Consider the following 11,868-nt stretch of genomic DNA (forward strand, 5'->3'; position numbering starts at 1 on the left):
GTCGAGGCGTTCCGTTGACATGTTGGTCGCTCCGAGTGGTGGATTGGTTCCTGTTGTCGTGCGAATCAGGACGCTGGTAGTCGAGCGCTGGACAATGTCCGACATCGATATAATGATCCAGGATTCATTTGCTTCACCCTGATGTGGAGGTAATCAGTTTTCTTCGGTCGGCGGGGAACTTCCGCACGTCGTTGAGCGACCTGCAAGGCGTCAGTCGTCGCATGAGTTCGGAGCTGCCGATGGAGTGGTTTGCAGACGACGGGTTCTGGGTGGACTTCGCCGGCGCGTTGTTCGCCCCGCACCGTCAGCAGGAGGCCCGGAACTGGGTGGCGACCTCGCCGCTGCTGGAGGTCGCAGCCGGGACCAGAGTGCTGGACCTCGGCTGCGGTCCAGGTACCTACGCCGTGCCGCTCGCCGCACGCGGTGCCCTGGTCACCGGGGTGGACCTGAGCGCGACCATGCTGGACCGAGCCGACCTCGCCGGCGAGCAGGCCGGAGTGACGCTACGTCTGGTCCGCGCCGACATGCGGGAGTTCGTCGAGCGGGACAGCTACGACCTGATCATCAGCATGTACACCTCGTTCGGGTATTTCACCGACCCGGCCCAGAACCAGCTCGTACTGCGCAACGCCTGGCAGAGCCTGGTGCCAGGCGGGCGACTTTTGCTGGATCTGTTCAGCAAGGAGATCTTCGCCCGGTGGGCGGGCACCCCGAAGGTCGTCGAGGTGAGCGGCGGACATCTGGTCATGCGGGACACCATCCTGGACGACTGGACCCGGTTTCGTAGCGACTGGACCCTGATCCGGGGCGACACCGCCCGGCACGCGTACTTCGAACAGTTCGTCTACAGCGCCGCCGAGATCCGCACCATGCTGGACACCGCCGGATTCACCGGCATCACCTGCTTCGGCGGCTTCGCCGGTGAACCGTACGACAATCACGCGCAGCGGCTGATCGTGCAGGCGAGCCGTCCTGCGCAGGCGAGCCGTCCCCGGCAGGCCGAGGAGGCGGGGGCGTGACCATCGTGTCGCTGGAGGCGTTGACGTTCGGCCTCGCCCGGCTGCGCGACGCCGCCGCCGAGTCCGGGCACCGGCTGTGCCTGCTCACCGGGGACCGGTCGATCTACGCGTACGAACTCGACCGGCTCGGACCCGACGACGTGACGGTGATCGACGTCGACACCACCGATGTGGCCGCCTGCGCCGCCGTGCTCGACCGGCTGCCCGACCTCGCCGGGCTGGTCAACTCCACCGACACGTGGATGCTGCCCGGTGCGACGCTGGCGGCCCGGTACGGCCTGGCCACGCTCGGCCCGCAGGTAGCCCACACTCTGCGGGACAAGGCACAGGTCCGTACCCTGCTGCACCGGGCCGGACTCAGCCGCGCCGACGCGCTCCGCGTGGAGCCCACCGGCGAGGCGGTCGCCGGGGCGGTCGCGGCGATCGGCTACCCGGTGATAGTGAAGGACTCGGCGGGCACATCGTCCCGGTCGGTGTGGCTGATCCGCGACGACGCCGAACGCGACCGGACCGCCCGCGAGGTCGCCGAAGCCACCCTGCTGGGTCGACACCTGGTGGTCGAACCGTACTTCCCGGGCCCGGTGTACAGCGCCGAGACCGTCAGCTGGCGTGGGCACACCAGACTGCTCGGGATCGCTGTGCACATTCACACCCCCGAGCCGGTCCGCCGGGAGGAGGCCGTCGCTTTTCCAGTCGCGCTCCCGCCAGCCGAGTCGGAGCGGCTGGCGACCTGGATCGGGGAGGTCCTCGCCGCCGTCGGGTTCACCGACGGCGTGGCACACACCGAGTTCGCCCACACCCCGGCCGGCCCCGAGGTCGTGGAGATCAACGGCCGGATCGCCGGGGCGGTCATCGGGGAGATGATGTGCCGGTCGCTCGGGGTGAACGTGTACGCGGCGGTGACCGACACCGCGCTCGGCCGACGGCCCCGGCTGCTCGACGCACCACTGAGTGCCGACCGTGGCTACGGCATGACGTTCCTGCATCCACCGGCGGCCGGCCGACTCGCCGGCTGGCGCGGACCCGAACGGCTACCGATGTTCCCCGGCGGCCCGGAGTTCTTCCCGACCGCCCAGCCCGGTGACCGGATCGTCCACCTCGCCGACCAACGCGGCTGCACCGCCCTGGTGATGGCCGAAGGGCCCACCGCCGAGATCGGGCTCTACCACTCGCTGGCCGCCGCCGGCACCGTCACCCACGACATGCGACCGCTGCACTGAAGCCTCGGACAGGAGCCTCATGACCACGTACGGACCGGAGACCTACGGTGAGCGCAACGCCGACGTCTACGACGAGTGGCACGCCGACCTCGACCCGACCGATGCCGTCGACTGCCTGGCCGACCTGATCGGGCACGGGCCGGCCGGGCCGGTCCTCGAACTGGCGGTCGGCACCGGCCGGGTCACCGTTCCGTTGGCGGGTCGCGGGATCGATCTGCGGGGCATCGACGCCTCCGAGGCGATGGTGGCCCGGATGCGGGCCAAGCCAGGCGGCGACCGGATTCCCGTCACCATCGGCGACATGGCCGACGTCGATCCCGGCACCGACGACCGGTTCGCCATGGTCTTCGTCGTCTTCACCACCTTCTTCTTCCTGATGACCCAGGAGGAGCAGGTACGGTGCTTCGCCAACGTCGCCCGACGACTGTTGCCGGGCGGGCTGTTCGTGCTGGAGTGCCTGGTGCCCGACCTCGCCCGCTACCAGCGGCAGCAGAGCGTCGACGCCCACCGTGTCGACCACGACCACGTCCGCCTGGTCGCGGTCCGCCACGACCCCGTAGACCAGCGTTTCGACGGCCAGCACATCCTGATCAGCAACGACGGGATGCGGCTGGCCCCGGTGTCGATGCGCTACGCCTGGCCGTCCGAGCTCGACCTGATGGCCCGCCTCGCCGGTCTGCGCCGTCGGCACCGCTGGGGTGGCTGGCGCCGGGAGCCCTACCTCGGCACCGGCACCCACGTCACCGTCTACGACAACCCGGCCGGCTCGGACGCGTGACGTCGTGGCCGGTCGGTGGCGCCGAGGTCGATGGTGGGGGTCGCCGCGAGCAGCGCCCGGGTGTACGGATGGCGCGGGCCGCCGGTGACCTGCCCGGTCGGTCCCTGCTCGACGATGCGGCCGCGCCGCATGACCGCGACGCGGTTGGCGAGTTGCCGGACGACGGCGAGATCGTGGGAGATGAACAGGCAGGCCAGGCCGAGCCGGTCGCGCAGATCGCACAGCAGGTTGAGGATCTTCGCCTGCACCGAGACGTCGAGCGCGGTGACGGGTTCGTCGCACACCAGCAGGCGTGGTCCCAGCGCCAGCGCGCGGGCGATCGCCACCCGTTGCTGCTGACCGCCGGACAGCTGCCGGGGCCGGTGTCCGCCGACCCCGGGGCCGAGCCCGACGAGGTCGAGCAGCTCGTCCACCCGTGCGGCGCGGGACCGGCCGTTGCCGATCCGGTGGATGTGCAGTGGCTCGGCGACGGCCTGGCGCACCGTCTGGACAGGGCTGAGGGTCAGGTACGGGTCCTGAAACACCATCTGGACCTGTCGTCGGTGTGCCCGCAGCGCGCGACCGCGCAGGGCGTGGATGTCGACACCCTCGAACCGCACCGATCCGACCCGGGGCCGGTGCAGTCCGGTGGCCACGCGGGCGAGAGTTGTCTTGCCGCAGCCCGATTCGCCGACGAGCCCGACGATCTCGCTGGCGGCGACCCGGAGCGTGACGTCCTCGACCACACTGAGCCGGCCCCGGCCGTGCCGCCGGGGGTGGTCGGCGGTGAGCTGTTCGATCTCCAGCATCGGTCAGTCTCCGTCCAGGTCGCCGAGTGCCACGCGCCGCAGCGACGCGTCGGCCGTCCGGGTCGGCGGGCACGCCGACCGGTGCGCCGGGTCCGCTCCCACCGCCAACAGCACGGGCTGCTCGTGCCCGCATCCGGCTACGGCGATCGGACACCGGGGAGCGAACGCGCAACCTGACGTGTCGTCCGGCCCGGCACCGGAGCGTCCCGGCATGGTGCGGAACCGGGTGCCCGGTGCCGCACCGGGACGCGGCACGGCGTCGAGCAGACCCCGGGTGTACGGATGGTCGGGATGACGGACCACGGTGTCGAGCGGCCCGTACTCCACGATCCGGCCGGCGTACATCACGGCCACGGCGTCGGCCAGCCGGGTGACCACCGCCAGATCGTGGCTGACGACGACCATGGCCATACGCAGCTCGTCGCGGAGCTGCCCGAGCAGGTCGAGTAGGCGCGCCTGGACGGTGACGTCGAGCGCGGAGGTTGGTTCGTCGGCGACGAGCAGCTCCGGCTCACCGGCGATTGCGACGGCGATCTGGACCCGTTGCCGCATCCCGCCGGAGAGCTGGTGGGGATACTGGCCGGCGACCGCCGTCGGGTCGGGCAGACCGGCGAGGCGCAGCAGGTCCTCACTGACCCGGCGGACCGCCGCCCGCCGGCCCCGGCCGCCCGCGTTGCGGACCGCCTCGTCGACGTGCGCGCCGATGCTGCGCAGCGGATCGAACACGGCGAGACTGTCCTGGAACACCACCCCGACCCGGCGGCCGTTGACCCGGCGGCGTTGCAGGAGGGCGAGTCCGACGAGCTCACGTGCCGTTGGCCCGGTCCGCAGCTGCGCAGAACCGGAGACTAGCGCGCTCGGGTCCAGCAGCCCGAAGGGCGCCAACGCGGAGGTGGTCTTGCCGCTGCCGGACTCGCCGACGATCGCCAGCGTCTCGCCACGGCGTACCGCGTAGGAGACGTCGGCGACGGCGCGCCGGAAGCCACCGGCACGTGGATAGGCTACGGACAGGTCGCGCACCCGCAGCAGTACGTCGTCGTCGGCAGCGGCCCTCGACGTGACGGTGGCCGTGGTCTCCGTGCTGCCGGTTGCGGGCACCCCGGGCCCCGGCCGCCTGGGTCGCGGCACCCGCAGCCGGGCCGGAAGTATCCAACGCAGCACCGACGGGCGCTTGTCGCCGACCGCCAGCCGTTCGCCGAGCAGGTTGCTCGCGAACACGACGGCGGTGATCGCGATTCCGGGCGGGTAGGCCAGCCACCAGGCGGAGGCAAGGTAGGGCCGGCCTTCGATGAGCATCTGGCCCCACTCCGCCTGCGGTGGTGGGATGCCGAGGCCGAGGAAGCTCAGCGTGGCGACGCCGAGGACGATGGAGCCGACGTCGGTGCTGGCATAGACCAGGCACGGGGCGAGGGCGCTCGGAAGCAGATGACGGCCGATGACGCGCACCGGGCCGGCGCCGAGCAGCCGCAGCGCGTCCAGGTGCGGACTGGCCCGCAGACCCGCGACGCGGGCGCGGGCGATCCGCGCGTACGGGGCCCACGTCCACAGCGACATCGCGACGACGAGATTCTCCACACCGGGGCCACGTATGCCGATGACCGCCAGCGCCACCAGCATTCCCGGTAGCGAGACCGCCATGTCGATGACCCGGGCGACGATTCGGTCGACCCAGCCACCCAGGTATCCGGCGACAGCGCCGGCGAGCACCCCGATGGTCACCGAGACCAGCAGGACCGCCGCCGTGACGGCGAGTGAGATTCGCGCACCGTGCAGGAGCCGGCTGAGCTGGTCACGGCCCAGCTGGTCGGTGCCGAGCAGATGGGCCGCCGACGGCGGCAGCAGACTGGCCGACAGATCGTTGGCCGCCGGGTCGGCCGGCGCCAGCACCGGTGCGAGCAGCCCCACGATCGCGAACCCGGCCAACGGCAGGCCGACCAGCGCCGTCCGTACCGGGGCGGGCATCGTCCACTTTCCATGTCCGGCCGTCATCCGATGCCCGACCGGGCCCGGGGATCGACGAGGACCTGCACGACGTCGGCGAGCCGATTGGCCAGGATGAAACCTCCGCCGAGCACGAGCGCGCTGGCCTGCAGGGCCGGCACGTCACGGGCGGCGGCGGCGTGGACGAAGTACGCCCCGAGACCGGGCCAGCCGAAGATTTGTTCCACCACGACCGTGCCAACCAGCAGACCGCCGATGATCACCCCGGTTACGGACAGGATCGGCCCGGCCGCGTTCGGCAGACCGTCCCGGAGCACGATAGACATCGGCCCGCTGCCCCGGGCCAGCGCCGCCAGGACGTAGGGCCGGTCGATCGCTTCCCGTAACGTGACAGCCACCACCCGGCTGAGCACTCCGGCCGCCGGCAGCCCGAGCACCGCCATCGGCATCACCCAGGTGGCGGGACCGGCCATGCCTGACGTCGGCACCAGTTGCCACCGTAGAGCCAGCAGCAGAACCAGGAGGTAGCTCAGCCAGAACGCCGGCACCGACGTCGCCAGCAGCGCCCCGATCCGCAGTACCCCACGCAGCGGCCCCCGCCCGGCCACCGCCCCGGCGACGCCGACGGTCATCCCCACCACCACGGCCACCACGACCGATCCCGCCACCAGCCCCGCCGTCACGGCCAGCCGGTCGGCGACCTCGGGGCCGATCGGCAGGTTCGTCCGCAGTGACAGTCCGAAGTCGCCGGTGGCGGCGTCGGCCAGCCACCGCACGTACCGCACCGGGGCGGGAGCGTTCAGCCCAAGTTCGGAGCGGACGGCCTCGACCTGCTCCGGAGTCGCCGGCCGGCCGGCCCGGGTGGCCGCCAGCACCGCGGCGGGATCGCCGCGGGCCAGCAGCACCAGCGCGAACGTTCCGGCCGACAGCGCGAGCAGCACGCCGACGGTGTCGACGGTCCACCGTACGAGGTGGCCGCCGACGGACCGTGGCCGCAGGGACACGCTCACCCGACGGTGACCCCGGTCAGTTCGAGATCTACGTCGGTGGGCGGCACCGCGAAGCCGTTCACCCCGTCGCGCACCGCCCACAGTCGGGGCCGGTACACCAACGGGACGAACCCGGTATCAGCGGCCACCGCCTCGTAGAGGTCCTGGTAGGCCTCGGAACGTTCAGCGGGGTCGGTGGCGAACAACGCCTTGTCGACCAGGTCCTCGGTGGTCGGCGTCACCCACAGCGGCGCCCGGGCCCCGTCGGTGAACAGGGACACGATCGAGCTGGACGGGTCGTACGGGGCGCCGAGGGTTTCGAAGAAGGTCAGGTCGTACCTGCCCTCGGCCCGCTCGTCGTAGTAGGCGGCGGCGTCGACCGGGACCAGTTCCACGCCGATCCCCACCTCCTGCAGAGCGGAGGCGATCGCGGCGGCCATGGTGCGCGGATCGAGCTGCCCCTCGGCCGGTGCGGCCGGGATGAGCAGCCGCAACGACAGCGGCTCGCCGTCGCGGGTCCGGATCTCCCCTTCGCGGAGGTAGCCTGCGGTGTCTAGCACCCGCCCTGCGGCGGCCCGGTCGAAGCCGACCGGCAGATCGGTACCGGAGTCCGGCACGCTCGGCGGGAACACCCGACGGGCCGGTTCCGCTTGGCCCAGGAACAACGCCGTCGCTAGCGCCTCGGTGTCGATCGCCCGGCCGACGGCCTCTCGGACCGCCCGGTCGCCGGCGGGGCCGTCGGGGTTGAACCCGAGCAGGATCGAGACGTCCGCCGCGCCGGTGATCAGCCGTACGCCGGCGCGATCGCGCAAGGACTGCGCCTCCACCGGCGTGATCGGGGCCAGGTAGGCGCCGCCGATCAGATCGATCTCGCCGTTGGTGAGTGCGTCGACGCGGGCCTGCGAATCCGGGATCACCTTGAACTCGAGCCGTTCCAGACTGGGCTTCGGCCCCCAGTAGTCGTCGTTGCGCTCCAGCACGGTGCCGGTGGCGCCGTTGGACACCAGCTTCCACGCCCCGGTGCCCACCGGGTCCTGGAAGGTGCCGTCGGCGCCGGCGGACTCCGGGCTGAGCAGCCGGACAGGACGGACGATCGACAACTCCTGCAGCAGCGGTTCGTACGGTTCGGACAGGGTGAGCACGACTGTGTCCGGATCCGGGGCGTCCACAGCGGAGACGACCTGCGAGGCCCGGAAGAACGAGAAGCGTTCGTTGCCCACCCACCGGTCGAAGTTCCACTTGACGGCCATGGCGTCGACCGGCGTCCCGTCGGTGAAGTGCACGTCGTCGCGTAGGTCGAAACTCACTTGCCGTCCGTCCGGTGCCACCGTCCAGGACTCGGCCAGGCCCGGCTCCAGTTGCCCGTCCTCGCCGTAGCTGACCAGTGGCTCGTAGATGGCGTCGAGGAGCAGGAAGTTGCCGGTGAACGCGTGCGGGTCCAGTGCGCCCGACTCGGTGCCCAACCCGATCCGCAATGTCGTCGAGGTGGCGCCACCACCGGAGTCAGCGCTGCAGGCTGTGGTGAGTCCGATCGACGCGGCGAGGACGGCGGCAAGCATGCGGGGTCGCGGCACGGAGCGCTCCAGATAGACGTCAGTCAATAATGTGTCCCGGGGTTCGATAGGAGTAGTCGGTGCAACGGCGTCGCTGGTTCCCGGCACAACCGTTTCGATGTCGCGGACCGGCGGCGCGCCGGACCCGGGTCGCCGGGTTCTACGGTCGCGGGCGGAGTGACGAGCTGGCTCTACGGGCGCGGGCCGGGGGTGACGAGCCGGCGTACGGCGGTGGTCACGCTGGCCCGGCGCGCGGCCACCGACGTCGGCGCCGGATCGTCGTAGGCCCGGGCGACGGCGAGAACGACGGCGAGCAGTTCGGCGGGCGGGAGCGTGTCGTCGACCAGGCCGGCGGCCTGGGCCTCGGCCAGGGCGGCCAGTTTCCGTCGGGTCGTGTGGTGGTTCTGCTCCATCCGGGCGAGCTCGCCGGGCCGTTCGAGGGTGTGCCACTGCAGCAGTCGGAGCAGGTCCGGGTGCGTGACGCCGAAGTCGAACATCGCGGTGGCGTAGCCGGGTATGTCGTCTGCGTCGAAGGGCACCGCTTCCATGAAGCGCTCCAGGTGGGTGGCGAGGGTGGTGTCGAAGAGCCGTTCCTTGCTGCCGAAGTACGCGTAGATCAGCTGCTTGTTGGCGCCGGCGCGCTCGGCTACCCGGTCGACCCGGGCGCCGGCCAGGCCGTGGGCGGCGAACTCGACGGTGGCGGCGTCGAGGATCCGGTGCTTGGTGGCGGTGGAGTCGCGGACCATGCCGCCAGCCTACCCAAAACCAACTGGTTGGTTGACAACTGCGCGGGTAGCGCCGATGATGTAACTATCTAGTTGGTTACCAAGGGAGAGATCATGAGCGACAAGGTCGCCGTCGTCACCGGCGCCTCCTCCGGCATCGGCGAGGCCACCGCCCGCAAGCTGCGCGCCATGGGCTACCACGTCTACGCCGTCGCCCGCCGGCTCGACCGGATCACCCCGTTGGCCGACGTCGGCATCCGGCCCGTGCGGGCCGACATCACCGACGACGCCGCGCTGGTCGACCTCGTCAAACAGGTACTGGCCGAATCCGGGCGGGTCGACGTGCTGGTCAACAACGCCGGGTATGGTTCGTTCGGCGCGGTCGAGGACGTGCCCTTGGACGAGGCCCGCCGCCAGTTCGACGTCAACGTGTTCGGCCTGGCCCGGCTGACGCAACTCGTGCTGCCGCAGATGCGCCGGCAGGGCAGTGGACGCATCGTCAACATCTCGTCAATCGGTGGGAAGATCCACGAGCCGCTCGGCGGCTGGTACCACGCCACCAAGTTCGCCGTCGAAGGACTCAGCGACTCGATGCGGATGGAGCTCGCCCCACTCGGCATCGACGTGGTCGTCATCCAGCCCGGTGCGATCGCCACCGAGTGGCCCGCCATCGCCGGCCAGCATCTCCTCGACACCTCGGGTCGCGGCCCGTACGCCGACCAGGCGGCACTTGGCGCGGCCATCCTCGCGGTCGAGGACGGCCCGGCGTCGCCGCCCTCGGTGGTCGCCGACGCCGTCGCCAGAGCGGTGCGCGCCCGCCGGCCACGGACCCGCTACCCCGTCGGCCGGGCCGCCAGGGTGATCCTGGCGGCCCGGCGGATTCTGCCCGACCGTGTCTTCGACCGCTTCGTCCGTACCATGCTGCGCACCCTCGCCCGTGTCGTCGCCAGGCGCGACCCCGGCCAGGGTCGGCTCATCGGAAATCGCGCATGAAACGCGCAACGTCAAGGAACACTGTCGACGCAGCCGGTGCCACGATCACCGGATGAGTTTCGTTGTGCCCGTTGACCGCTGGACCCTGGCCCGTACGGCGTTGAGTGTCCTCACCGACCGATTCCAATCACTGCTGACAGTCGACAGTCAGCCGAAGGCGATGGCGACCCGCGACTGGACGGTGTCGGACACCGCCGCGCACGTGGTGAGCATCGCGATGCTGTACGTCACCCTCGTCGAGGGTGACGAGCCGCCGCTGCAGATCCCCGACATCCGCGCGGCCCTGTCCGCCGCGAACGTCGACACCGTCGCCGACGTCAACGACCATGTGCTGCGGCACTTCACCGAACGCGACCCGGCTCGCCTCGCCGAACTGCTCGGCGAGGCGACCGACGCGATTCTCGCGGCGACCGCCCAGCTGCCGCCGGAAAGGACCGTCCAGTGGCTGGGCGACGCGCGGGTGCCGATCGCCGGCATGGTGGCACACCTGGTCAACGAGCTGCTGGTGCACGGCTGGGACATCGCCCGGGTGTTGCGCCGCCCCTGGTCGATGCCCGACGACTACGCGTCGCTGTACTTCGACCAGTTCTTTCTCGGGATGCTGCACCACGACTACGGCGTCCTGCTGGACACCTCGCGGGCAATGCCGAAACGGCCGATCGCGGTGCAGTTCCGTTCTGCGTACACCCCGACCGCGACCGTCGTGCTCGGTGACGGACGGATCCGGCTCGCCCCACCGGACGACCCGGTCGACGTCCGGCTGCGGTTCCGTCCGGCCCGGTTCAACCTGATGCTGTTCGGTCGGACCGGCACCGCCGTCGCCGCTCTGCGTCGCGACGTCGTCGTCGGAGGGCCGCGGCCGTGGCGCCTGCCCGCCTTCCTACGTGTCGTTCACATGCCGAACGCACGCTACGCTCCCGCCGCACCGTAGGTTGGGCCGCGCCGGGCGGGAAGTGCCGACGGGGTGTGGCAGCATCGCCCGGGTGACCGGCAGTGCGAGGCAGGAGCAGCACCTGGGCGACCTGGCGCGGCTGCGCCGGGTGCGCGACCGGATCGACCGGGAGTACGCCCGGCCACTCGACGTCGAGGCCCTGGCCCGTGGCGTGCACATGTCGGCCGGGCACCTCAGCCGCGAGTTTCGGCGCGCCTACGGCGAGTCGCCGTACGCGTACCTGATGACCCGGCGCATCGAACGCGCGATGGCGCTGCTGCGCCGGGGTGACCTGAGCATCACCGACGTCTGTTTCGCGGTCGGCTGCGCGTCGCTGGGCACCTTCAGCACCCGGTTCACCGAACTGGTCGGCGTCCCGCCCAGCGTCTACCGGCGCCGGGCCGGCTCCGCACGCCCGGAGATGCCCGCCTGCCTGGCAAAACAGGTCACCAGACCGATCAGGAATCGAGAAGCACGGGCCCCGGCGGCGCAACTAGCGTGACCGCCATGGACATCACGATTCACTCCAGCTTCCTGCCGCATGACGACGCCGACGCCGCGTTGGCCTTCTGGCGTGACCTGCTCGGCTTCGAACTGCGCCTGGACGTCGGCTACGACGGGATGCGCTGGCTCACCGTCGGCCCGGTCGACCAGCCCGGCACCGCGATCGTGCTGCACCCGCCGGGTGTCGACCCCGGCATCACCGACGACGAGCGCCGTACCATCACCGAGATGATGGCCAAGGGCACCTACGCCGGCATCCTGTTGGCCACCAGCGACCTCGACGGGGTCTTCGAGCGGCTGCAGGCCGGCGACGCGGACATCGTCCAGGAGCCGACCGAGCAGCCGTACGGGGTCCGCGACTGCGCCGTGCGGGATCCCGCCGGCAACCTGATCCGCATCCAGCAGACTCGATAGGTAGGGGATTTCG

At 71.1% G+C, this 11,868-nt stretch carries 12 protein-coding genes; 7 read left to right on the top strand and 5 right to left on the bottom strand.

All coding sequences use genetic code 11. The annotated features are described in order from the left end of the window. Positions 1 to 239: 239 nt before the first annotated feature. The 3 genes from O7610_RS04610 to O7610_RS04620 are packed head-to-tail and all read left to right on the top strand — an operon-like array spanning position 240 to position 3,017. Entirely contained in the window at positions 240 to 1,019 is a 780-nt protein-coding gene (locus O7610_RS04610; protein WP_281554508.1) for a class I SAM-dependent methyltransferase, read from the top strand. Further along, positions 1,016 to 2,239, top strand: a complete 1,224-nt coding sequence (locus tag O7610_RS04615; RefSeq protein WP_289212714.1) for an ATP-grasp domain-containing protein — start codon at positions 1,016 to 1,018, stop codon at positions 2,237 to 2,239. Before O7610_RS04610 ends, O7610_RS04615 begins: the two co-directional genes overlap by 4 nt. A gap of 19 nt (positions 2,240 to 2,258) precedes the next feature. Then, positions 2,259 to 3,017, top strand: coding sequence for a class I SAM-dependent DNA methyltransferase (locus tag O7610_RS04620; RefSeq protein WP_282230407.1), 759 nt, complete (start codon positions 2,259 to 2,261; stop codon positions 3,015 to 3,017). Here O7610_RS04620 and O7610_RS04625 read toward each other — a convergent pair. From O7610_RS04625 to O7610_RS04645, 5 genes are all read right to left on the bottom strand, one after another. Further along, a complete protein-coding gene (locus O7610_RS04625; RefSeq protein WP_289212715.1) occupies positions 2,987 to 3,805 on the bottom strand; it encodes an ABC transporter ATP-binding protein in 819 nt (272 codons plus the stop codon). The two genes, O7610_RS04620 and O7610_RS04625, sit on opposite strands and share 31 nt — an antisense overlap. 3 nt (positions 3,806 to 3,808) lie before the next feature. Beyond that, positions 3,809 to 5,767 (bottom strand): dipeptide/oligopeptide/nickel ABC transporter permease/ATP-binding protein, encoded by a 1,959-nt coding sequence (locus tag O7610_RS04630; protein WP_289212716.1) that lies wholly within the window; start codon positions 5,765 to 5,767, stop codon positions 3,809 to 3,811. A gap of 23 nt (positions 5,768 to 5,790) precedes the next feature. Next, entirely contained in the window at positions 5,791 to 6,756 is a 966-nt protein-coding gene (locus O7610_RS04635) for an ABC transporter permease (protein ID WP_289212717.1), read from the bottom strand. Then, positions 6,753 to 8,309 (bottom strand): ABC transporter substrate-binding protein, encoded by a 1,557-nt coding sequence (locus tag O7610_RS04640; RefSeq protein WP_281554514.1) that lies wholly within the window; start codon positions 8,307 to 8,309, stop codon positions 6,753 to 6,755. Before O7610_RS04640 ends, O7610_RS04635 begins: the two co-directional genes overlap by 4 nt. Positions 8,310 to 8,479: 170 nt before the next feature. Continuing rightward, entirely contained in the window at positions 8,480 to 9,034 is a 555-nt protein-coding gene (locus tag O7610_RS04645) for a TetR/AcrR family transcriptional regulator (RefSeq protein ID WP_281554515.1), read from the bottom strand. A gap of 93 nt (positions 9,035 to 9,127) precedes the next feature. Here O7610_RS04645 and O7610_RS04650 point away from each other — a divergent pair, with 93 nt between their 5' ends. Genes O7610_RS04650 through O7610_RS04665 form a run of 4 tightly spaced genes read left to right on the top strand, consistent with a single transcriptional unit; the run spans position 9,128 to position 11,855 of the window. Beyond that, complete coding sequence (locus O7610_RS04650) at positions 9,128 to 10,006, top strand: oxidoreductase (protein WP_281554516.1); 879 nt, start codon at positions 9,128 to 9,130, stop codon at positions 10,004 to 10,006. A 52-nt stretch (positions 10,007 to 10,058) separates the two neighbouring features. Next, complete coding sequence (locus tag O7610_RS04655; protein WP_281554517.1) at positions 10,059 to 10,937, top strand: maleylpyruvate isomerase N-terminal domain-containing protein; 879 nt, start codon at positions 10,059 to 10,061, stop codon at positions 10,935 to 10,937. A gap of 52 nt (positions 10,938 to 10,989) precedes the next feature. Continuing rightward, on the top strand, positions 10,990 to 11,439 hold the full coding sequence (locus O7610_RS04660) for a helix-turn-helix transcriptional regulator (protein WP_289206573.1): 450 nt from the start codon (positions 10,990 to 10,992) through the stop codon (positions 11,437 to 11,439). 5 nt (positions 11,440 to 11,444) lie between these two features. Then, on the top strand, positions 11,445 to 11,855 hold the full coding sequence (locus tag O7610_RS04665; RefSeq protein WP_289206572.1) for a VOC family protein: 411 nt from the start codon (positions 11,445 to 11,447) through the stop codon (positions 11,853 to 11,855). Positions 11,856 to 11,868 lie beyond the last annotated feature (13 nt).

The organism is Solwaraspora sp. WMMA2065 (genome assembly GCF_030345075.1).
Taxonomy (GTDB): domain Bacteria; phylum Actinomycetota; class Actinomycetes; order Mycobacteriales; family Micromonosporaceae; genus Micromonospora_E.

Excerpts from the sequence above, each read along its gene's own strand:
- O7610_RS04610 (WP_281554508.1), top strand. The coding sequence starts at position 240 with ATGGAGTGGTTTGCAGACGACGGGTTCTGGGTGGACTTCGCCGGCGCG.
- O7610_RS04620 (WP_282230407.1), top strand. The coding sequence starts at position 2,259 with ATGACCACGTACGGACCGGAGACCTACGGTGAGCGCAACGCCGACGTC.
- O7610_RS04625 (WP_289212715.1), bottom strand. The coding sequence starts at position 3,805 with ATGCTGGAGATCGAACAGCTCACCGCCGACCACCCCCGGCGGCACGGC.
- O7610_RS04630 (WP_289212716.1), bottom strand. The coding sequence starts at position 5,767 with ATGCCCGCCCCGGTACGGACGGCGCTGGTCGGCCTGCCGTTGGCCGGG.
- O7610_RS04645 (WP_281554515.1), bottom strand. The coding sequence starts at position 9,034 with ATGGTCCGCGACTCCACCGCCACCAAGCACCGGATCCTCGACGCCGCC.
- O7610_RS04650 (WP_281554516.1), top strand. The coding sequence starts at position 9,128 with ATGAGCGACAAGGTCGCCGTCGTCACCGGCGCCTCCTCCGGCATCGGC.
- O7610_RS04655 (WP_281554517.1), top strand. The coding sequence starts at position 10,059 with ATGAGTTTCGTTGTGCCCGTTGACCGCTGGACCCTGGCCCGTACGGCG.
- O7610_RS04665 (WP_289206572.1), top strand. The coding sequence starts at position 11,445 with ATGGACATCACGATTCACTCCAGCTTCCTGCCGCATGACGACGCCGAC.